Consider the following 20,872-nt stretch of genomic DNA (forward strand, 5'->3'; position numbering starts at 1 on the left):
ATAGTGCAGGTCGTGTCGTATGGCCTATTGCCACTAAAGGATTATTATGAAATTCAAACATCTATTTGGTTGTTTGCTGGTACTGGCAGCTTGTAAAACACAGCCCATATCGCCGGTAGCAGCAGATGCCCAGACTACAACAACCACAGCAGCTACTCCAGCAACTCCTCCGCAGGTTCGCAACGTTTTTGAAAGGCCTAAGCTGGTGGTGGGCGTGGTAATTGATCAGATGCGCCCCGAGTATCTTTATCGCTTTGCGGATGATTTTACGGAAGGTGGCTTTAAACGCCTGATGCGTGAAGGCTACGTTAATCATAACACCCACTATAATTACATTCCTACCTACACCGGACCCGGCCATGCTTCTGTTTACTCTGGTGCAGCGCCGGGCACGCATGGCATTATTGGTAATTACTGGTACAGCCGCGAGCTAAGGCGTTCGGTGTACTGTGTTGGCGATACTACAGTACAGCCGGTAGGTAGCAGCACCGGCATGGCAGCATCGCCGCATCGCCTGCTGGTAACCAACCTTTCCGATGAGCTGAAGCTGGCAACCAGCCACAGGGCTAAGGTAGTGGGCGTAAGCTTAAAAGACCGTAGTGCTGTATTGCCGGCCGGCCATGTTCCCGATGGCGCCTATTGGTATGATGGCAGCAGTGGCAATTTTATTACCAGCACCTATTATAAGCAGCAACTCCCCGGCTGGGTTACCAGTTTCAATAGCAGGCAGCTGGCCAACCAGTATCTCGATAGTACCTGGGCGCTGCTGAAGCCCGAAGCAAACTACCGCAACAGCGGGCCAGACGACCAGCCCTATGAAAAAGTATTCAAAGGGAAAAGCACGCCTACCTTTCCCTATGTGCTATCGGAGCTTCGCGAACAGAACGATAACTTTGGGCTTTTGAGCTATACACCCTGGGGAAATACCATTGTAACTGATATTGCATTGGCGGCCCTGGAGGGTGAGTCGCTCGGGCAGGACGAAACAGTAGACCTGCTGGCGGTAAGCTATTCCACACCCGATATTGTGGGCCATAGCTTTGGCCCCCGCTCACGCGAACAGCATGATATTTACCTGCGCCTGGATCGTGAAATTGCGCGCCTGCTGGAGGAGCTTGACCAGCGGGTTGGCCAGGGTAACTACCTGCTTTTCCTTACTGCCGACCATGCAGGTGCCGATGTGCCGCAGTTTCTGATAAAGGAGCGGATCCCTGCAGGCAATTACGCCGATAAGCCCCTGCTGGCAGGTTTGAATACACAGCTGCAGCAGCGCTTTAAGCAGGCAGAGCTGGTGGAGTACATTACCAATGATCAGGTGTACCTCAATCACAGTAAAATAAGTAAGGCTGGCTTGGTTTTAGCAGAAGTTCAGCAGGCCGCAGTGGAGTACCTGGTGCAGCAGCCCTATATTGTAGATGCCTATACCGCCACAAATATGCGGCAGCAGGAGTATTTTGGAGGCATACGCCACCTGCTGCAGATGGGCTATTTCCGCCCCCGCTCGGGCGATGTACTGTACCTGCTCAACCCGGCCTGGATGGAGGAGATGACCATAGCCACCACCCACGGCACCGGTTACAATTACGATACCCACGTACCCCTGATGTGGTACGGCTGGCAGATCGGGCAGGGCAACAGTTACAAACGCCAGGACATTACCGACATTGCCCCCACGGTATCGCACCTGCTGGGCATAGGCCTTCCGAACGGCGCCACCGGCAATCCAATTATTGAGCTGGTGAAATAAGAGTTTTCAAGATTATCAGATATAAGAAGAGCCCGGTAGATATGCCGGGCTCTCTTGCTTTTAGTGCTTATGCAGATTTCGCTACTTTCTTTTCAGGTATAACAGGCTTGGTTTGTCTCTTAAAGCCTTTCCCATCGTTGCCGTTTACCATATCCAGAAAGCTGTTCATTTCCCGCTTTACTACGGGAGCCAGGAAGTATAGGCCGATAAGGTTAGGGAAGGCCATGGCAAAGATCATGGCATCGGAGAAGTCGGTTACAGCACCCAGGTTCATGGCAGCGCCAATTACAACAAAGGTGCAGAACATCAGCTTGTAAAGCAGTTCTGTGGTTTTGCTGCGACCAAAGAGGTAGGTCCAGGCCTTAAGGCCGTAGTACGACCAGGAGATCATGGTAGAAAATGCAAACAGCACTACCGCAACTGATAATACAATTGGGAACCACTCTATAACAGTGGCAAAAGAATCGGAAGTAAGGGCAATGCCATCGCCATCGGCGGCACTGTAGTTGCCGGTAACGATGATCACCAGGGCCGTCATGGTGCAAACTACCACGGTATCGATAAAAGGCTCCAGGGATGCAACAAAACCCTCGGTAACGGGTATGCCAGTTTTTACGGTAGAGTGTGCAATGGCCGCAGAGCCAATGCCTGCTTCGTTAGAGAAGGCTGCCCGGCGAATACCCTGGATCATGGCACCTATTACACCGCCTGCAACGGCAGTACCACTAAAGGCCCCTTCAAAGATAGCACCAACGGCTTCGGGTATCTGGCCGAAATTTGCGCCTAACACAATCAGGGCGCCCAGGAGGTAGATGCCGCACATAAAGGGCACAATCTTCTCTGTAACTTTAACGATGCTCTGAATGCCACCCAGGATCACAATCCCAACCAGTATGGCCATGATAAGGCCGAAAATCCAGCTGTTGCCGGCAAAGAAAGAATCGCGGATCAGGGGCATGCTGATAAACTGCTGCGCTGCCTGGTTTACCTGGAACATATTACCACCACCCAAAGAACCGCCTATACACATAATGGCAAAGAACACTGCCAGAAACTTGCCCAGCCCTCCCAATCCTCTTTCTGCAAAACCATGCTTGAGGTAGTACATGGGGCCGCCGTTTACTGTGCCATCTGCTTCTATTTCGCGGTATTTTACAGCCAGTGTACATTCAGTGAATTTGGAAGACATTCCGAGGAAGCCAGCCAGCACCATCCAGACTGTAGCACCCGGGCCGCCCACAGAAATTGCAATGGCAACACCGGCTATGTTGCCCAAACCAACGGTTCCGCTAAGGGCGGCAGAAAGTGCCTGGAAGTGCGTGACCTGCCCCGGGTCTTCGGGTTTGGTGTAGGTGCCTTTAATGATTTCAAGTGCCCTGGCAAACCCCCTTACGTTGATAAACTTCAGGTAGAACGTAAAGAAAAGGGCACCAACCAGTAACCAGATGAGGATAAAGGGAACTGCAATGCCATCGCCAAGTTGTATGGGGTAAAAAACAAAGTCGGAGATCGCCTGCGTTGCAGGTGCCACCGACTCGTTTATTTTTTCATCTATGCTTAGCGCTTGTGCCTGCTGTGCGTTTGCCGCAACTGCAAGCAAGCTAAATGCTGATAGTAGTAGCAGTCGTTTTATCCTCATCATGCCGTTATTTTTAAGGGTATAACGGCTAAAATAACAATTATTTGGAATAAACAGCCTTTTTTAGAGGCTTATTCCTGCTCCTGCAGCTCCTTTATCTGCTGGGCTACTATGGCAATGCCTTCTTCAAAGCTGTGTGGTTCGTAGCCTAGTTTGGTGCGTGCCTTGTCAATAATAAAGCCTGTTTTAGGTGGGCGCAGCGCAGGCTGGGTAAAGGTGGTGCTGTCGGCACGTGTCATCAGGCTTTTGTCGAGGCCAAAGTAGTCTGCCGTCATCACCGCCATCTGGTAAGGCGATAAAAAGTCTTTGCCTGCAATATGCCAGATGCCCTCGGCTCTTTGTCTGGCAATCAGAAGGCAGCCGGCTGCCAAATCTTCGGCCAGGGTTGGGCTGCGCCACTGGTCGTCTACCACTTTGATAGGCTTGCCCTGCTCCAGGCTGTTCTTTACCCAGAGAATAATATTGGAGCGGCTCAGGCTGTTGGTAATGCCATACACTAAAACGGTGCGGGCAATGGCCCAGGGCGCCTGGCAGCGCTGCACCAGCTTTTCGGCTTCCAGTTTGCTCTCGCCATAGTAATTAACCGGTGCAGGTTCGGCATGCTCGTCGTAAGGTCCGGCCTCGCCATCAAAAATAAAGTCTGTTGAAACGTGCAGCAGAAAAGCACCTGTTTGTTCGGCTGCTGCTACCAGGTGCTGAACAGCTTCTACGTTGGCACGCCAGCAGTCTTCGCGGTTTTGTTCACACTGGTCTACATGCGTCATGGCCGCCGTATGCAGAATTACATCGGGCCTGAAGGCCGCAATGGTTTCAAATACCTCATGGCGGTCTTCTATGTTCATGCTCTGATAGGCAATAGATGATTCCGGAAGACGGTTTTCACCCCGGGAGGTGGCTAGTACATTCCAGTAAGTATCACCTTCCAGTTGGGTAATCAGTTTTTGCCCCAGCAAACCATTGGCGCCGGTTATCAGTATTTTTTTCATTTCTTTTCTGCGGAGTAATATTCGCTGTAGCGTTTCCTTAATTCTTTTTTACTTAATTCTTCTACCTTAACGGTCATATACACATCGTCTACCGGTTTATCGGCTGCGCCGGTTACTACATTAGCAATAGAATCTATCACAGGCATGCCTTCTACTACCTGGCCAAAAACGGTGTAATCGCGATCGAGGTGTGGAGCACCGCCAACGGTGGTATACGCCTGACGCTGCTGTTCGGTTAGGGTATAATCCGGCTGCGGACCAAATTCTTTTTCTATCAGGTCGCCGGAGTTTTCAACTTTTTCCTGAATGGCGGCATAATTGCCCTGTTGCTGCAGCTGAATAATCTCCTTACGCAGGTCAGCGTACTCTTCCTTGCCTAAGAGGCGGCGAAAAAGATCCTGCTGCTGCTGGGCCTTGCGGTTGTACATCATGGCATTCAGCTCCTCTTCGGTAAAGGTGCGCCCCTGGATGATGTAGAACTGGCTGCCGCTGCTCTCTTTCTTCGGGTTTACCTGGTCGGCCTGGCGGGCGGCAGCCAATGCACCCTTTTCATGGATAAGCGTATCGTTAAATTCGGCAGGAATGGTATAATCGATTGGCGTTTCGTCGGGAGTTTTGGCATTTACATCGCCTGCCTGAATCATGAAATCCCTGATAACCCTGTGGAAGGTGGTGCTGTCGTAGGCACCACTCTGGGCCAGCTTTATAAAATTTTCCTTATGCTGTGGTGTGGCATCATAAAGGATCGCTTTCATGTTGCCGTAGCGGGTCTGAAAAGTGATCAGGTAATCTTTTTCGCTGGCGCAGGAGAATATCAGGAATGAACAAAGCGCAAATAGAAAGTACCGTTTCATGAAAGAGCTTTTAAAGATTGGGCTGAAAAATACGTAATTCTTTTAAAAAGTATTGAGTATTGAGTATTGAGTATTGAGTATTGAGTATTGAGTATTGAGTATTGAGTATTGAGTATTGAGTATTGAGTATTGAGTATTGAGTATTGAGTATTGAGTATTGAGTATTGAGTATTGAGTATTATGTATTGAGTATTATGTATTGAGTATTATGTATTGAGTATTATGTATTGAGTATTATGTATTGAGTATTATGTATTGAGTATTATGTATTGAGTATTATGTATTGAGTATTATGTAATCTGGGAGTATAGGCTATTTCTTCAGGGCAGCGGCTACGCGCCCCGGACGGGCTGCTCATCTACTCCTTTATTATTTAACTGACAAGCCAGTAGGCTGTTCCGGCGGCAGCCAGCTGTATGGTAAGGTTATCGAGACCATGGGTGCTGATGGCTTCTATGCCTGTGGCAGCCCCTGCTATCAGCAGGGCGTAGAAGAGTGCTGTTTCAGCCGGTAAGCCCTGTGCCTGCAGGCCTATGAAGGCTACAACTGCACTTACAAAAAAAACCGCTGCAGAGCCTTCAAAGCTGCGGGTGGCGGTTACTCCGGCCATGGAGGGCACTTTGTAGCGGTGCTTTCCCCAGCGGCTTCCAACAGGTTCGCCCACGGCATCGCCCCAGCCGCCAACCAGGTAGCCAATGGCAGCCCATTGGGCAAAAAAAATATTTGCCAGTACCCCGCCTGCTGCGGTGGTGAGCAGCGGTATCAGAATAAACAGTTTTTCCTGTGGTGCATCGGATGGACGTGCCAGTGCCAGGTAAAAAGGGCTTTGCGCTCCTTTATAAACCGCCCACAGCACCAGCAAGCTAATGGCCGTGCCAAACACCACCACCACCGGCAGCCCCCACACCAGTTGCAGCACACCGGCAGCAGTGAAGATCAGGAAATGAAAAAGCTTTCGGGTGTAGCCCACACGCCACTCCTTTTGTACCCGCAGCCAGCCTGCCAGCCAGGCCGCAGCCATACCATAAAGCAGTGCCGCGGGAAGCAGAAAGGCCCAGAGCGCTGCTGAAGGCCAGGCGCGTTCAAAAAAATCATAGAGCAGCTGGGTAAGGCTCATTTGTTAATGGGCCATTTCTCCCCTGATTTGCCTAAGGATTCTTTCGCCACCAGCATCTAATACCTGCTCTGCCAGTGAGGTGCCAAGGCTGTCTGCCTCGGTGGCCGGGCCTGTAACAGTTATGTCTATTCTTTCCTGGCCGTTGAGGCTGATAACCCCCCCGCGAATGCTGATGGTACTATCTTCCAGCTGTGCCAGCGCATAAACAGGTACGCTGCAGCCACCCTGCAGGCGACGCAGGTAAGCGCGCTCAGCCAGCAGGCGCTTCTCGGTATGGGGGTGGTTGATCAATTCCCGAACACGGTCGCGCTTTTGGGGATCGAGCTGCTCATGCACTTCTATGGCTACGCTACCCTGGCCTACAGGCGGTATAAACTCATCCATTGGCAGGTGGCGTATAATCATACGCTCGTAGCCCATGCGGTGCACGCCTGCATAAGCCAGCAGCAGGGCATCGCAATCGCCTTCTTCCATTTTGCGGATACGGGTTTGCAGGTTGCCACGTACAGAAACAGGGGTGGCGTGCGGATAGTATTTTTTTAGTGTTGCCACCCGGCGGGTAGAGGAGGTGCCCAGGCGTAGCGGCTTCTCCGGATTATCCAGCTCCAGGTCGTTGCGGTGGCTGATGATCACATCATTTTCCTTTTCACGCTCGGTAAAAGCAATAAGTGAAAAGCCTTTGGGCAGCTCCGACTGCATGTCTTTGGCGCTATGCACGGCAATATCGATGTTGCCGCTTGCCAGTTGCTCTTCAATTTCTTCGGTGAACACACCCTTGCTGCCAATCTTGGCAATGGATACATCCAGAATTTTATCGCCCCGGGTATCTATGGTAACCAGTTCTGTCTCGATACCCCCGGCCTTTAACAGATCGGCAACATAGTATGCCTGCCATAGGGCTAAACGGCTGCCGCGGGTTCCAATTCTTATCTTCATGTCAGTAATTACTAAATATAAAACAACAGAAATAAAGGAGAGGTATTGGAGCCAGGCCACACCTCATACCTACTTACGCATCTGTAGGCGATTTTTTTCTTTTTTTAGGCTCTGCGCCTCTTTCCCGCTCAATGAACTTGATCACTTTTCCGGCTATATCGAGGCCGGTTGCCTGTTCTATGCCCTCCAGTCCCGGGGAAGAGTTAACCTCCAGGATCAGCGGCCCGCGGTTAGACTGCAGCATATCAACGCCGGCAATGCTTAGGCCCATGGCCTTGGCGGCCGTTAAGGCGGCTGCTTTTTCCTCACGGCTTAATTTATAAACGGCAGCGCTGCCACCCCGGTGCAGGTTAGAGCGAAATTCGCCCTCCTTGCCCTGCCGGCGCATGGCGCCCACAACCTCGTTGTCAATCACAAACGCACGAATATCGGCTGCTTTGGCTTCCTTAATAAACTCCTGCACAATTACACGTGCCTTTAGGTTATGAAAAGCCTCAATAACCGATTGCGCTGCTTTGCGGGTTTCTGCCAGTACAACGCCCAGTCCCTGGGTGCCTTCCAGTAGCTTAATTACAAGGGGTGCGCCGCCTACGGCTTCAATGAGGTATTTGTCTTCGCGGCTGTAGTTGGTAAAGGCTGTTTTTGGCAGGCCTACACCGGAGCGGGCTAAAATCTGCATGCTGCGCAGTTTATCGCGGGAGCGTACAATGGCCTGAGATTTTGTGGTGGTAAAAACGTTCATCATCTCGAACTGACGCACCACGGCAGAGCCATAGAAGGTAACAGAGGCCCCTATGCGTGGTATCACGGCATCTATGTTCTTGATAAGCTCGCCTTTATAATGTAGTACAGGATTGTTTTGTTCTATGATAATGTCGCAGCGCAGGTGGTCCAGTACCCGACATTCATGACCCCGTTGCCGTGCAGCCTCTACCAACCGTTTGGTAGAGTAGAGGTTGGCATTGCGGGAGAGAACTGCTATGTTCATATTTTAATTTTTTCTTTATAGGACAGGTTGGTTTTGCTTACATCTACCAAAAATCGTTTGCCTAGTAGCTGGCGGCCCAGCAGTATCGGGAATTTCATGCTGCTGCGGTCGGCCAGGGAAAATTCGGCCTGGTAGCGTTTTCCGAAAATAACAATGTGGCTTTGTATTATAAATCGTTTTTGCAGGTGACCGTTTGAGCTTCGGATACTTCTTTCTTCAAAATCTTTGACTTTAAAACGGTGAATGCCTTTTTCGTGCAGTTTTGAGCCTGGAATGGTAAAGGTAACTACTTCGGTACCGTCTGCTTCTTTGATAACTTTGATACGTGAGCAATGGATGGAAGAGGTGTAGGCGCCGGTGTCTATCTTTACATCAACGTTGTGTAAGCCCAGGTCCGGCAAATCTACAATGTCTGTTCGGCCAATGACGCGAAGGTCTTTAGAAGAAACTTTTTTTTTCATGCTAAAGGGATTCGGTTACCCCGCTAAGTCCTTAGAATACCTGTCAGCTTTAGCGACAGGTCGAGCAGGGCAATTTTAGGATTGGCGTTCCGCTCAAGATAGTACAAAGTCTGGTTTAGCAGATCGGCCATATGCTGCACCTTTAATGGTGTAGCCACTTTGCTGAAACGCTCGGCAAAAGCCAGTTCTTCAGATTGCAGCCGTACCAGGTCACCGCTTGCATATGGATAAACTAAAGTTTCGCGCAAAAGGTTGAGGCCGGTAAGCAGCAGGTTACGCTGTGAATCGCGCCCCATCTTGCCCATATCATCAGAAAAGCTCACCAGTTTGCTGTACTGCCGCTCGTAGCAAAGGCGCATCCAGTCGCGGAAAAGAGCAAAGCTTTCATCTGTAGCTTCGGTGGCCAGCCGCAGTGCTTCCTGTAAATTTCCGGCAGCAAGCCGGGCAAGGGCGCTGGCTTTTTCTTCTGGTACCTCATGCTGCTGAATGAGGATCTGCGCAACTTCATTATCGCTAAAGGCCCTGATCTTTACAAGCTGGGTTCTGGATAGAATAGTGGCCAGCAGCTTTTCCGTATCGTGTGTTACCAGTATAAAAATTGTTTTGGCCGGCGGTTCTTCCAGTATTTTAAGAATGCCATTGGCAGCAGAAGGGTGCATGTATTCGGGCAGCCAGATAATCATGATCTTGTAGGGGCCTTCATAGCTTTTAAGCATAAGGCTGCCAATAATATTGCGGCTTTCTTCTTTGCTGATGTTTACCTGCTTGTCTTCGCCGCCATAAAGATGCCGCCACTCGCCGAGGGAGCCATAGGCACTCTGGCCCAGGAATTGCCGCCACTCGGTAATAAAGCTTTTGCTTACTGCATTATCTCCTTTTACCGTGCTGGTAGAGGAAACCGGGTACACCCAGTGTACATCGGGGTGCTGGAATTTTGCCATTTTCAGGCAGGAGGGGCAAACGCCACAGGCATCCCTGCTTACCTCAACAGCTGCCTTGGCAGGAGCAGGCTCAGGAGGCCCGCCAAACAAGCCCGGGCCGGCATCAGCAGCGGCATCGGCACTTTTTTCCCTGTTGGTGCACTGCAGGTAGGTAGCAAAAGCCAGGGCAATGGCCAGGTTGGCAGAGCCCTCGGGCCCCACAAACAGGAGCGCATGAGCCAGGTGATTGGCCTGCACAGAGTTAACTAGTTGCTCCTTTACTTCCTCCAATCCGGTTATGTCTGCAAAGCGCACAGGTCAATTAATTATGAGTTGGTAATTTAGTGATTTTGTGAGTTCTGGGGGAGTGGCTGTAGCTGCGGTTATTTTTATGGCTGATGGCTGAGCGGCGGATATTGCCCAATCCCTCAAGCCCTTATACCGTCACTACTTTTTACTTTCCCAAACCCTGTACTGTGCTGTTTGATCAAATATATGCTGCATAATGGCCAGATCTGCTTCGGAGAGGCTTAGTTTGCGTCTTTCCAGCACAAGACCGGCAGTTTCCATGGCAGCACTAAATTTGTAGGTGGTAAAGCCATTGGCACCTCCCCAGGCAAAGCTAGGAATAAAGTTACGCGGAAAGCCATCGCCAAAGATGTTGGCGCTAACGCCCACCACCGTACCGGTATTAAACATGGTATTGATACCGCACTTGCTGTGGTCGCCCATAATAAGGCCGCAAAACTGCAGGCCGGTATCTACAAAACCTCCTTTTTTGTAACTCCAGAGCTTTACGTTGGCATAGTTGTTCTTGAGGTTGGAGTTGTTGGTATCGGCACCCAGGTTGCACCACTCGCCCAGCACGCTGTTGCCCAAGAAGCCCTCATGGCCTTTGTTGCTGTAGCCCAGAATTACTGAATTGTTCACTTCTCCGCCAACTTTACAATAAGGCCCAACAGTAGTATCGCCCCGCATCTTGCCTCCCTGGTTAACATTTGAGTGCTCACACAGGGCAAAAGGACCTTTTATAATAGCGCCTTCGTGCACCTGTGCGCCTTTACCTATGTAAATGGGCCCATCTTCTGCATTAAGTATGGCTGCTCTTATTTTTGCGCCTTCTTCAACAAAAATATCTTCTTCGTTATAGGTGCGTGTATGCACATCGTTAATGCCTGCAGAACTGCGCCCTTTGGTGATTATGCTAAAATCTGACCGCAGCTGCTCGCCATTATTTCCGAAAATATTCCAGGGATGCGCTATGATGGTAACAGGCTCAGGCCACTCCAGCTCCTGAACAGGCGTAAAAGAGCCGCTGCGGTATAAATCTACTACATGACCACTGCCTCTGAAAGCCAGTATGGTGCCGTTCTGTACCAGGCATTCGCCGGGCTGTAGCTGTTCAATTTTTTTGGTTAGAGCAGCAGAGGGGCATATGGCTCCGTTTGCCAGTATATTATCCGATGCTGTTACCAGCTTGAATTTCTGTTGCAGGTACTCTTCTGTAAGGTAGCTGATGTCGGCAGCAGGCAACAGGTACTGCCACTTTTCTGCCAGTGTTAGAATGCCACACCTAAGGGCGGCAACAGGACGGGTAAAAGTAAGAGGCAGTAGTTGCTTGCGCAGCGTTGTGTCGTCGAAAAGAATCAGATTCATGGAGACAAAATTAAAACAAAAGCGAACAGCAGGGTAGTAAATCAGCCCTTTAAACTTCTACTAATAAAAAAGCCTTCTGTTCAGAACAGAAGGCTTTTTTAAAAGATCGGTAGGCAGGGCTAATGCCAGCCTTGCTATTACTTTTTGTAACGCTTGTTGAATTTTTCAACACGACCGGCAGTATCCAGGAATATTTTCTTACCGGTGTAGAATGGGTGTGAGGCAGAGCTAACTTCCACTTTGATTACAGGATAAGTTTTGCCATCTTCCCACTCGATAGTTTCTTTAGAGGTCATGGTTGAGCGCGTCAGGAATTTAAAGTCGCTCGTAGTGTCCATGAAAACAACCTCGTTGTATTTTGGGTGAATTTCTTTTTTCATAACCAAAGTCTCTTTTTGCCACTTCTTTAGGGGCACAAAGATAAGGATAAAATGTTTAATTAAAAAGAAAACTTTACAAGGCTCTATTTAATTCCCTAACAGGCTTAACTTTGTGAATAAGTGTACGTTTAATACATAATTGAATAATAGACTAGGGAAGTATTTCGGGATTTACAGAAGATCATGGTGTTTCAAAATAAGCAGAAGACAAGGTTACTCTTTATTGATGATGATGAAATCAATAATTTTATTCTGCAGGAGCTGTTTGCTGATGAACAGGACCTAACGCTGACTTTTTTTTCGGATAGTCCCGCTGCTTATGATCATTTACGTTCACTGGCAGAAGCAAAGCCCGCTGAGCTTCCCGATATTATCTTCATGGATATTAAGATGCCTATCCTGGATGGCTTTGAATTTCTGGACAGGCTGCAGGATGAGGGCTTTTTAAATGAAATGCCAGTAGATATTTTCCTGCTGTCTTCTACTCTGGATAGCCGGGATGTAAAGCGTGCGGCCAGTTATTCAAGAATAAAGGAGCTGGTTACCAAGCCGCTTACCGTAGATAAGTTCAGAACCTTAATAGCCCGCCACTTTAAGGATAGTGTTACTTCTGATTCTGACCAGCGAAGCGGGTCCTGAACTGCTCGGTAATTTCCAGCATGTTTTCGGGGAGGTGTTCCAGTACGGCGGCCTCCAGTGCTTTATCAATGCCCCACATGGCTTCTCCAATGGCGCCTGCCATACAGGCCTGGGTGTCGGCATCGCCTCCGAGTGATACTGCATTTCGTATAGCCTCCTCGGTATTACCGGCCTCCAGGAAGCACTGAATGGCCTGCGGTACCGAGCCGGCGCAGCTTACATCAAAAGTGTAGCTTTGCCTTATTTCTGCTACCGTAGCAGTAAGTGTATATCCAATTTCATGCTCAATCCAATCCCTGATCTCTTCTTTTGAATGCTGCCGGCGGGCCATCCATACGGCACCGGCAACCGCCTGGGCTCCCCTGATGCCTTCCGGATGGTCGTGGGTGGGCATGGCCGTTAGCGTAGCCTGTTTAAGCGTTTCCTCCAGTGTGCTAAAGGCCCAGCCTACAGGGCTAACACGCATGGCCGAGCCGTTGCCCCAGCTGCCGTAAGGCACACTGCAGCGGCTCATGAGCCACTGGTAGAAGTTTTTGCCATAGCCGGCATTAGGGTAGCGGCGGCCCCAGTGTTTTAGTGCGGCTGCATAACTTTTACCGATTAGCAGGCTTTCCGCTATTGCCACCGTTAGCACAGTATCGTCGGTAAAAGCAGATTTTTCCTGCAACAGCGGAAAATTAGTCCGCTTAACAGGTGAAAACTCGTATACAGATCCTATAATATCTCCAGCTATTGCGCCCAGCATACCTTAAGAAGCCTGCAGATGGTGGTTTTGTTCTGTGTAAATCAGTATAAAACCTTACGGTGTACAAGAACAAATGCGGCAGACTTGGGTAGTACAAAATTGTTGCGCAACTTAGCATATTCAATTTATTCTACTGAAGAGTCAATTTATGAATAGTATAATGGGAAACCGGGGGCTGCATATACGCACCTGCTTATTATTGTGCCTGTTGCTGGGTGTGTCTGGTAAAGGGTTTTCCCAGGGTGCCATGGCCCCTATCGATAATTATTATTATCATTTGCTGGACCGTTACGAGATAGGAAGCGGCAGTTTTGCACCCTATCACACCAGCTATAAGCCTTACCGCCGTTTGCCCATAGCGCAGTTTGTTGATGCGCAGTACGACAGCCTGCAGCGCAGTGGCTCTGCCGTAGATAAGTTTAACATACAGTTCCTGGCCAACGATAACTGGGAGTGGAGTGAGCGAGACCAGGTAGAGCGCAAGCCTATCCTGAAGTATTTCTACAGCCGCACGCCCGACCTCTTCAGCGTAGCTACAAAAGATTTTAACCTGAGCATCAAGCCAGTGCTGTGGTTGCAGGCTGGTGTGGAAAATGGTGATCAGCCAAAAACCTACCGTAACACCCGTGGTGTAGAGATTAGGGCAAATATTGAAGATAAAGTAAGCATTTACAGCTTTTTAGCAGAAAACCAGGCGCGCTTTCCGTTTTATGTGCGGGAGCGCATTAGCGAGAGAAAGGTAGTGCCCGGCGAAGCTTTCTGGAAAAGCTTTGGTGAGGCCGGCCACGATTTCTTCACCGCCCGCGGGCATGTGAGCTTCAACCCCATCCGCAGCATTAACCTGCAGGTGGGGCACGAGCGCTTTCATATCGGTAATGGTATCCGTTCCATGATCCTTTCCGACTATGGCCCGGCGTTCCCCTACATCAAAATACAAACAAAGGTGTGGCGCTTTAACTACACCAACCTGTTTGCGCAGCTAAGAGGAGATATTGAGGCTACCAACTCTGGTTCTGCAGGCAGTGTAAACTACCCCAAGAAGTTTTATGCCCTGCACCACCTAAGCCTTAATATTACCGACAACTTTAATATTGGCCTTTTTGAGGCTATTATGAGTGGTGATGCCGTTAGCAATGGCATTGAAGTAGATTATTTTAACCCGGTAATATTTTACAGGGCCGTAGAGCAGTATGGCGGCAGTAACGATAATGCCCTGGTTGGCCTGGATGCAAAGTGGAACCTCTTTAAGCGTTTTCAGCTGCATGGCCAGTTTGTGCTCGATGAGTTTCTGCTCGATGCCTACCGCCAGGGTAATGGCTGGTGGGGCAACAAATGGTCTTCGCAGCTGGGTGCTAAGTATATTAATGTGTTTGGTATTCCTAATCTCGATGGGCAGCTGGAGTGGAACAGGGCACGCCCCTTTATGTACTCGCACCAGAGCAACTACACCAGCTACACCAATTACGGTCAGCCCCTGGCCCATCCGCTGGGTGCCAACTTCAACGAGCTGCTGGGCAGGCTAACGTACCAGCCGCTGCCCCGCCTGGTGCTGGAGGGTACCCTGCTTACTGCCGATTATGGTACCGATCCAGAAGGGGAGAACTATGGTGGCGATATTTTCATAAGCTACACCACACGCACCCGAAACGAAGGCAACGAAATAGGGCAGGGACTTGCTAATAAGCTTCTGCTGGGCGATCTGCAGCTTTCTTATATGCTGGCCCACCGCCTGTGGCTGGAGGGTAGCTATACCCTGCGCCGCCTGGAAACCGAAGGCCGTGAAGACCGTAACACCCAGCTGATACAATTTGGTATGCGCTGGAATATGGCCCGTACGAATCAGCTGTTTTAGCACAGCTTCGCTTAAGTCTTTCTCCCGGGCAGTGCTGCCTGTATAAAAGCTGATGTTCCCTTAGGATAAGATGGCACCACTGCCACCCTTATCCTAAGGGAATTCTTCTTATTAGCTATGGTAATGAAGTTGCCATTGGTAGCTGTTCCCAAACAACTAAAGATTAAAATCCATACCTTTGCGGATAGTTAAAGACCTGTAGGGAATGAATTTATACTTTAGGTTGCTTTCTTATGCGCGGCCCCTGAATGCCCGTGTTCCAAAATATATTGTACTTACGCTGCTTTCCATCATTTTTGGTGTAACCAGGCTAACCCTGCTTAAGCCAATTTTCGATGTGCTGTTTGATCAGTTAACCCCCGAAGAGCTGGGCCGCTACACCCAAAAGCCCGATTTCAGCCTTACCATCGATTATGTGCTCCACTGGTTTTATTATTACCTGAATCTTTGGGAGATTAACTATGGTACCTTTGGTGCGCTGCTGTTTGTTTGTGTGGTTATCCTGATATCTTCCCTGTTAACCAGCGTGTTTACCTACCTCTCAAACATAGAGCTTGCGTACATACGGGTACAGGCGGTGAGTAACCTGCGCAAGGCTATTTTTAATAAGGTTAGCATGCTGCACCTGGGCTTCTTCACCAATGAGCGCAAAGGCGATCTTATGTCACGCATCACCAATGATGTGCAGGAGGTGGAGGGTTCTATCGTTAACAGCATTACTGTTTTTTTCCGGGAGCCGGCTACTATTATCGTATACTTTATTGTGCTGTTTGCCCTTTCTGTTGAGCTTACCCTCTTTACGGTGCTGGTGCTTCCTATTTCCGGTTATATTATATCCGGCATTGCCAAGCGACTTAAGAAAAAGGCCAAGGAAAGCCAGGAGTCGCTGGGGCGTATTGTAAACATGCTGGATGAAACCATCGGTGGTATGCGTGTGGTAAAGGCTTTTACAGCCAGGGGCTTTGTTTTCGACAGGTTCAGCAAAGAAGTAGATCACTACGGCGATGTGAACATTCATATGGCCCGCCGCAACGAGCTGGCTTCGCCTATCTCGGAGTTTCTGGGAATTTTCTTTGTGGTAGGCATCTTGCTTTACGGAGGCTCGCTGGTCATGAATGGCAATGCCGCTCTGGATGCTTCTGAATTTATTACCTATATCGCCATCTTCACCCAGGTGCTGCAGCCTGGTAAAGCCATCAGCAAATCCTTTACCAGCATTCAGCGCGGACTTTCGGCCGGTGAGCGTATTTTCCAGGTGCTCGATGTGGTACCTCAGATCCAGAATAAGCCAGATGCCATAGCACTGAACAGCTTTGACCACAGTCTTGAGTTTCGCAGTGTTTCTTTTGCCTACGAAGACAAGCGGGTGTTAAAAGGCGTTAACCTGCAGATTCAGAAAGGCAAAACCATTGCGCTGGTTGGTCCATCGGGTGGTGGTAAATCTACCCTGGCCGACCTGATACCCCGCTTTTATGATCCCACCGAAGGCGCCATTTTGCTGGATGGCCGCCCTCTTACCGATTATGATGTGGAATCTTTGCAGCGCCTGATGGGCATAGTAACGCAGGAAAGCATTTTGTTTAACGATACCATTTTCAATAACATAGCTTTTGGCCTGCCCGATGCAAAGGAGGAAGATGTAGTTCGCGCTGCCAAAATTGCCAATGCACACGATTTTATCATGCAAACCGAGGAGGGCTACCAGAGCCTGATTGGTGAGCGGGGCAGCCGCCTCTCCGGGGGGCAGCGGCAACGCCTGAGCATTGCCAGGGCTGTACTAAAAAATCCGCCCATTCTTATTCTGGATGAGGCCACCTCGGCCCTCGATTCTGAATCGGAACGCCTGGTGCAGGAAGCACTCACCAACCTGATGCAGGGCCGGACTTCAATAGTAATTGCACACCGCCTGAGCACCATACAGCATGCCGATGAGATTGTGGTGGTACAGCAGGGCAGGATTGTAGAGCGAGGTACCCATGCAGAACTGCTGGAGCAGGAGGGTTTGTACAAGAAACTCACCTTAATGCAGACTGTGTAGCGCCTGCAGTTTTAACAAAATTTCTGTTATCCAATTCTTTACTATAAGTAATCTCTTTAGCCCCATGAAAAACGCACGCTTTATTTTACTGATAGCCGGCCTCGTGTATACTGTTATCACCATAATACTGATGTTGCAGGAAGAAGCGCTCTACAATAACCTGAACCTCCTGAACCTGCTCGACTATTTCAAATACTGGATGGTGCTGGGACTTATTATACTGGTAGGCTTGATCGTTACAGGTACTTTATATACTAGAAGCCTGGAAAAGCAAAACAGGCACCTGCAGCAGGAGCATGCTGCTACAAAAGCAAAGCTGTACGATATTGAACAAAAGCGTCTTGAAGAAGACGAGCAGGCCGGGCGCAGGATAGAAGCGTTCCGCCAATCGCTCGATAAAGGAAATAAACCAACAGACCCTAACACTCCCCGGGCATAATCTTATAGTATGGAAGGAATAAAGCAGATTGAACAACAGTTGCGGGAGGCTGCCGAGGTTCTCAATACATTTGTTAGCAACCCCCATAACCTGGAGCAGGTAGAAAAAGCTGCCCAACTGATGGCACAAAGCCTGGAACAGGGGGGCAAACTACTCTCATGTGGCAATGGTGGCTCACACTGCGACGCCATGCATTTTGCCGAGGAGCTAACGGGTAAATACCGCGAAGAGCGCAAGCCGCTGGCGGCTATTGCCATTTCAGATCCAAGCTTTATCAGCTGCACCGGTAATGATTATGGCTATGAGCATATCTTCTCGCGCTTTGTACAGGGCGTTGGCCGCAGCGGCGATGTGCTGCTGGCCATCAGCACCAGTGGCAATTCTGCCAATGTACTGAAAGCGGCAGAGGCTGCGCGTAAGTCAGGCATTTCTGTAGTAGCCCTTACGGGTAAAAATGGAGGAAAGCTGGCAGATTTGGCCGATGTTGAAATAAGGGTGGCGCATAATGGCTATGCCGATCGCATCCAGGAGATACATATCAAAGTAATTCACATTATCATCCAGCGCATCGAGCAGATCCTGGGGGTGGGATAGTAGTAAGACAAAATACTCATCTTAATATTAGCAACCGCTCAATGTGAGTTAGTAAAGGGTTCAGAACATCTTTGAGAGGAAAGTTAACAAAGGCACACAGTAAAAATGCTTGAAATTCCAAAGCTATGCTTGAGAAGAAAAATATATTTAGAAAGGTAAAAAGAAAAATTGAGTTCGTTCTACGAAATGTATTGGGAAAATATCTTCCACTGGAATATGCCATTCAGGGACAGGATTATAAGCTTGAAGTTGTTCATTTTAAAGAAGCATTTCCTTTTAGAAGTACAAATACAGATAATTTACCTGCGCCGATCGCTGACTTCTTCAAGATTGCTAATGGATGGATTCAGAAAGAATATGTGTACAAATACACGGGTAATTGTTTGATCGAACCAGGTAGCGCGTGGTTGGTACTGCCTAATAATAAAAAGGTGATACTAGAATCACATCCCTACAATTACTTCCCAAGACCCTCCAGATTGGGCCTTTTGAGTGCATACAAGAGACAAAAAGTTAACAAAGTAATACCATTAAGATATTACTTTAATAACTATTGGCATTTACATAATGACATTCTGGGGCAGCTTGCATTGGCAGATAAATACATTGAAGACTGTGATATTCCAATTCTGATCCCAGAGGAGGCACTTGAAATTTCCTTTGTAAGAGATACTTTTAATCAAGCAATCTCATTGAAAGGCAGAAAGTGGCTGGTACAAAGAAAAGATACCGTTTTTGAAGTAAATGAAGTATATCTCCTAAAGAACATACCTAACACTGCAGAAACTTTCAATGGTGTTCTAAGGCTGCTGGATTATGGGCTACCTCCATCGCTAAAACATGATAGAATTTATCTGAAGAGGGGAGGAAGGAGAGGCAGGAGGTTGTCAGCATTAAATTCAAGGGAAGTAGAAGATGTTGTTAAAAGTTTTAATTACAGGGTAGTCGATACGGACGGTTTAAGTATCGATGAGCAGAGAAATTTGTTTGCAAATGCAGCTCATGTTGTTGGTCTTCATGGAGCCGGACTTACTAACCTTATATTTAGAAGTGGAGCAAATCTACATCTCCTTGAAGTTTTTCCTCTAGACTTTTATCCGCAGCACTATTTCTGGCTTTGCAGAGAATTAGGTTTTAGTTACAGCGCGCTTTATGGAACAAAGCTCAGTAACAATGGTGAGTTTACAATTTCAACAGAACTACTAAGACAACAGCTAAGTGACATACATTCCGCTCCTACAGATGATACTCTAGTCATAGAATGATACAGATAGCTTTCTAAACATTATACACCTTAAAAAGTCTTATTACTCTATACCAACTACACAATACTGAAAATATGCTGGCAAAAACTTATGGAAGCGCTGTGTTTGGGGTGAATGCCCGGTTGATTACCATTGAGGTAAATGTAGCACAGGGCACTAAGTTTTTTATGGTTGGCCTGCCCGATAATGCGGTGAAAGAGAGCGAACAGCGGGTAGATTCTGCCCTGAAGCACCTGGGATACAGGATGCCACGGCAAAGAGTGGTGGTAAACCTGGCCCCAGCCGATATCCGGAAAGAAGGTTCCTCTTACGATCTGCCCATTGCCCTGGGTATTCTGCAGGCATCTGAACAGCTAATGACGGATAAGCTTGAACAATATCTCATCATGGGAGAGCTGGCCCTGGATGGAGTGTTAAGACCTATCAAAGGAGCGCTTCCCATTGCTATTGAGGCTCGGAAGCAAGGCTTTAAGGGTTTTGTGCTACCTAAAGAAAATACCGAAGAAGCTGCCATTGTTAACAACCTGGATGTGATTGGCGTTGCGGACCTACAGGAGGCAATCGATTTTTTTGAAGGTAAGCTGCTAATAGAGCCTGCTAAACAGGATACCCGCGACGTATTCTTTCACAAGCAGGAGGCATTTGATGTAGACTTTTCTGATGTGCAGGGGCAGGAAAATATAAAGCGGGCCATGGAAATTGCCGCTGCTGGCGGGCACAATGTTATTATGGTAGGCCCTCCGGGTGCCGGTAAAACCATGCTGGCCAAGCGCCTGCCCACCATACTGCCGCCCCTAAGCCTGCATGAGGCACTGGAAACCACCAAGATTCATTCCGTAGCCGGTAAGCTGGGCACCAATGCTTCGCTGATCGCACACCGGCCTTACCGCTCGCCTCACCATACTATATCAGATGTAGCCCTGGTAGGCGGTGGTGGTATTCCGCAGCCGGGCGAGATCAGCCTGGCCCATAATGGAATCCTTTTCCTGGATGAGCTGCCAGAGTTTAAACGGACAGTACTGGAGGTAATGCGCCAGCCGCTGGAGGAGCGCCGGGTAACGGTTAGTCGTGCAAAGATATCTGTGGACTTTCCTGCCAATTTTATGCTCATCGCCAGCATGAATCCCTGCCCCTGTGGCTATCACAATCATCCTGACAAAGAGTGTGTGTGTCCGCCCGGTGCCGTGCAGCGTTATCTGAATAAAATAAGTGGCCCCCTGCTCGACCGCATAGACCTGCATGTAGAGGTAACACCCGTTTCTTTTGATGAGATGACAGGCCAGCGAAAAACCGAAAGCAGTGCCAGCATACGGGAGCGTGTAATAAAGGCCCGTGAGCGCCAGAAGCAGCGCTTCGAAGAGTATCCTGAAATCCATTCTAATGCCCTGATGCCCTCGCAGATGGTAAAGGAAGTGTGCCAGATAAACGAAGGAGGCAGAGCCCTGCTGAAGCGGGCCATGGAGCGCCTGGGCCTAAGTGCCCGGGCCTATGATCGTATTCTTAAAGTAAGCCGCACCATTGCCGATCTGGCCGATAACGACAACATCCAGATAGAACACCTGGCCGAAGCCATCCAGTACCGCAGCCTGGATAGGGAAAGCTGGGCCGGGGGGTGA

At 49.0% G+C, this 20,872-nt stretch carries 19 protein-coding genes; 8 read left to right on the plus strand and 11 right to left on the minus strand.

Going from position 1 to position 20,872, the window contains the following annotated elements; genetic code table 11:
- The first annotated feature begins 46 nt into the window (after positions 1–46).
- Entirely contained in the window at positions 47–1,747 is a 1,701-nt protein-coding gene (gene pafA, locus KWJ01_RS22070) for an alkaline phosphatase PafA (protein WP_224999295.1), read from the plus strand.
- Positions 1,748–1,814: 67 nt separating this feature from the next.
- On the opposite strand, the gene KWJ01_RS22075 is transcribed toward pafA, so the two are convergent.
- The 10 genes from KWJ01_RS22075 to KWJ01_RS22120 all read right to left on the minus strand — a co-directional run bounded on the left by KWJ01_RS22075 (position 1,815) and on the right by KWJ01_RS22120 (position 11,684).
- Positions 1,815–3,389: a sodium:alanine symporter family protein gene (locus tag KWJ01_RS22075; RefSeq protein WP_224999296.1), complete on the minus strand. Its 1,575-nt coding sequence runs from the start codon at positions 3,387–3,389 to the stop codon at positions 1,815–1,817.
- A 68-nt stretch (positions 3,390–3,457) separates the two neighbouring features.
- A complete protein-coding gene (locus tag KWJ01_RS22080; RefSeq protein ID WP_224999297.1) occupies positions 3,458–4,372 on the minus strand; it encodes an SDR family oxidoreductase in 915 nt (304 codons plus the stop codon).
- Positions 4,369–5,226 (minus strand): peptidylprolyl isomerase, encoded by an 858-nt coding sequence (locus KWJ01_RS22085; RefSeq protein ID WP_224999298.1) that lies wholly within the window; start codon positions 5,224–5,226, stop codon positions 4,369–4,371. Before KWJ01_RS22085 ends, KWJ01_RS22080 begins: the two co-directional genes overlap by 4 nt.
- 373 nt (positions 5,227–5,599) lie before the next feature.
- A complete protein-coding gene (locus KWJ01_RS22090) occupies positions 5,600–6,343 on the minus strand; it encodes a hypothetical protein (RefSeq protein WP_224999299.1) in 744 nt (247 codons plus the stop codon).
- A gap of 3 nt (positions 6,344–6,346) precedes the next feature.
- Entirely contained in the window at positions 6,347–7,279 is a 933-nt protein-coding gene (hemC, locus tag KWJ01_RS22095) for a hydroxymethylbilane synthase (protein ID WP_224999300.1), read from the minus strand.
- 73 nt (positions 7,280–7,352) lie between these two features.
- Positions 7,353–8,267 (minus strand): 30S ribosomal protein S6--L-glutamate ligase, encoded by a 915-nt coding sequence (gene rimK / locus KWJ01_RS22100; protein WP_224999301.1) that lies wholly within the window; start codon positions 8,265–8,267, stop codon positions 7,353–7,355.
- Complete coding sequence (locus KWJ01_RS22105; RefSeq protein ID WP_224999302.1) at positions 8,264–8,728, minus strand: RimK/LysX family protein; 465 nt, start codon at positions 8,726–8,728, stop codon at positions 8,264–8,266. The genes rimK and KWJ01_RS22105 overlap by 4 nt, the downstream gene beginning before the upstream one ends.
- A gap of 23 nt (positions 8,729–8,751) precedes the next feature.
- Positions 8,752–9,963, minus strand: coding sequence for a DNA polymerase III subunit delta' (locus KWJ01_RS22110; protein ID WP_224999303.1), 1,212 nt, complete (start codon positions 9,961–9,963; stop codon positions 8,752–8,754).
- Positions 9,964–10,095: 132 nt separating this feature from the next.
- A complete protein-coding gene (locus KWJ01_RS22115; RefSeq protein ID WP_224999304.1) occupies positions 10,096–11,304 on the minus strand; it encodes a GlmU family protein in 1,209 nt (402 codons plus the stop codon).
- Between the two features lie 137 nt (positions 11,305–11,441).
- Complete coding sequence (locus KWJ01_RS22120; protein ID WP_061990247.1) at positions 11,442–11,684, minus strand: type B 50S ribosomal protein L31; 243 nt, start codon at positions 11,682–11,684, stop codon at positions 11,442–11,444.
- Between the two features lie 183 nt (positions 11,685–11,867).
- Here KWJ01_RS22120 and KWJ01_RS22125 point away from each other — a divergent pair, with 183 nt between their 5' ends.
- Positions 11,868–12,323: a response regulator gene (locus KWJ01_RS22125; protein ID WP_224999305.1), complete on the plus strand. Its 456-nt coding sequence runs from the start codon at positions 11,868–11,870 to the stop codon at positions 12,321–12,323.
- Here KWJ01_RS22125 and KWJ01_RS22130 read toward each other — a convergent pair.
- A complete protein-coding gene (locus tag KWJ01_RS22130; protein WP_224999306.1) occupies positions 12,289–13,068 on the minus strand; it encodes an ADP-ribosylglycohydrolase family protein in 780 nt (259 codons plus the stop codon). The genes KWJ01_RS22125 and KWJ01_RS22130 overlap by 35 nt on opposite strands.
- Before the next feature lie 148 nt (positions 13,069–13,216).
- Between KWJ01_RS22130 and KWJ01_RS22135 the strand changes: the two genes are divergently transcribed.
- From KWJ01_RS22135 to KWJ01_RS22160, 6 genes are all read left to right on the plus strand, one after another.
- On the plus strand, positions 13,217–14,920 hold the full coding sequence (locus tag KWJ01_RS22135) for a capsule assembly Wzi family protein (RefSeq protein WP_224999307.1): 1,704 nt from the start codon (positions 13,217–13,219) through the stop codon (positions 14,918–14,920).
- Between the two features lie 205 nt (positions 14,921–15,125).
- Positions 15,126–16,958, plus strand: coding sequence for an ABC transporter ATP-binding protein (locus tag KWJ01_RS22140; protein ID WP_224999308.1), 1,833 nt, complete (start codon positions 15,126–15,128; stop codon positions 16,956–16,958).
- Positions 16,959–17,022: 64 nt separating this feature from the next.
- Entirely contained in the window at positions 17,023–17,397 is a 375-nt protein-coding gene (locus KWJ01_RS22145) for a hypothetical protein (protein ID WP_224999309.1), read from the plus strand.
- A gap of 9 nt (positions 17,398–17,406) precedes the next feature.
- Positions 17,407–17,991, plus strand: coding sequence for a D-sedoheptulose 7-phosphate isomerase (gene lpcA, locus KWJ01_RS22150; protein WP_224999310.1), 585 nt, complete (start codon positions 17,407–17,409; stop codon positions 17,989–17,991).
- Between the two features lie 125 nt (positions 17,992–18,116).
- On the plus strand, positions 18,117–19,256 hold the full coding sequence (locus KWJ01_RS22155; protein ID WP_224999311.1) for a DUF563 domain-containing protein: 1,140 nt from the start codon (positions 18,117–18,119) through the stop codon (positions 19,254–19,256).
- A 74-nt stretch (positions 19,257–19,330) separates the two neighbouring features.
- A complete protein-coding gene (locus KWJ01_RS22160; protein ID WP_224999312.1) occupies positions 19,331–20,872 on the plus strand; it encodes a YifB family Mg chelatase-like AAA ATPase in 1,542 nt (513 codons plus the stop codon).

This window comes from Cesiribacter sp. SM1 (genome assembly GCF_020178975.1).
In the GTDB taxonomy this organism is placed as follows: domain Bacteria; phylum Bacteroidota; class Bacteroidia; order Cytophagales; family Cyclobacteriaceae; genus Cesiribacter.

What these genes read in the sequence shown, in the direction of transcription:
- KWJ01_RS22105 (WP_224999302.1), bottom strand. Translation starts at nt 8,728, where the DNA reads ATGAAAAAAAAAGTTTCTTCTAAAGACCTTCGCGTCATTGGCCGAACA.
- KWJ01_RS22080 (WP_224999297.1), bottom strand. Translation starts at nt 4,372, where the DNA reads ATGAAAAAAATACTGATAACCGGCGCCAATGGTTTGCTGGGGCAAAAA.
- hemC (WP_224999300.1), bottom strand. Translation starts at nt 7,279, where the DNA reads ATGAAGATAAGAATTGGAACCCGCGGCAGCCGTTTAGCCCTATGGCAG.
- KWJ01_RS22160 (WP_224999312.1), top strand. Translation starts at nt 19,331, where the DNA reads ATGCTGGCAAAAACTTATGGAAGCGCTGTGTTTGGGGTGAATGCCCGG.
- KWJ01_RS22130 (WP_224999306.1), bottom strand. Translation starts at nt 13,068, where the DNA reads ATGCTGGGCGCAATAGCTGGAGATATTATAGGATCTGTATACGAGTTT.
- KWJ01_RS22145 (WP_224999309.1), top strand. Translation starts at nt 17,023, where the DNA reads ATGAAAAACGCACGCTTTATTTTACTGATAGCCGGCCTCGTGTATACT.
- KWJ01_RS22140 (WP_224999308.1), top strand. Translation starts at nt 15,126, where the DNA reads ATGAATTTATACTTTAGGTTGCTTTCTTATGCGCGGCCCCTGAATGCC.
- KWJ01_RS22155 (WP_224999311.1), top strand. Translation starts at nt 18,117, where the DNA reads ATGCTTGAGAAGAAAAATATATTTAGAAAGGTAAAAAGAAAAATTGAG.
- pafA (WP_224999295.1), top strand. Translation starts at nt 47, where the DNA reads ATGAAATTCAAACATCTATTTGGTTGTTTGCTGGTACTGGCAGCTTGT.
- KWJ01_RS22120 (WP_061990247.1), bottom strand. Translation starts at nt 11,684, where the DNA reads ATGAAAAAAGAAATTCACCCAAAATACAACGAGGTTGTTTTCATGGAC.
- KWJ01_RS22085 (WP_224999298.1), bottom strand. Translation starts at nt 5,226, where the DNA reads ATGAAACGGTACTTTCTATTTGCGCTTTGTTCATTCCTGATATTCTCC.
- lpcA (WP_224999310.1), top strand. Translation starts at nt 17,407, where the DNA reads ATGGAAGGAATAAAGCAGATTGAACAACAGTTGCGGGAGGCTGCCGAG.
- KWJ01_RS22075 (WP_224999296.1), bottom strand. Translation starts at nt 3,389, where the DNA reads ATGATGAGGATAAAACGACTGCTACTACTATCAGCATTTAGCTTGCTT.
- rimK (WP_224999301.1), bottom strand. Translation starts at nt 8,267, where the DNA reads ATGAACATAGCAGTTCTCTCCCGCAATGCCAACCTCTACTCTACCAAA.
- KWJ01_RS22125 (WP_224999305.1), top strand. Translation starts at nt 11,868, where the DNA reads ATGGTGTTTCAAAATAAGCAGAAGACAAGGTTACTCTTTATTGATGAT.
- KWJ01_RS22135 (WP_224999307.1), top strand. Translation starts at nt 13,217, where the DNA reads ATGAATAGTATAATGGGAAACCGGGGGCTGCATATACGCACCTGCTTA.
- KWJ01_RS22090 (WP_224999299.1), bottom strand. Translation starts at nt 6,343, where the DNA reads ATGAGCCTTACCCAGCTGCTCTATGATTTTTTTGAACGCGCCTGGCCT.
- KWJ01_RS22115 (WP_224999304.1), bottom strand. Translation starts at nt 11,304, where the DNA reads ATGAATCTGATTCTTTTCGACGACACAACGCTGCGCAAGCAACTACTG.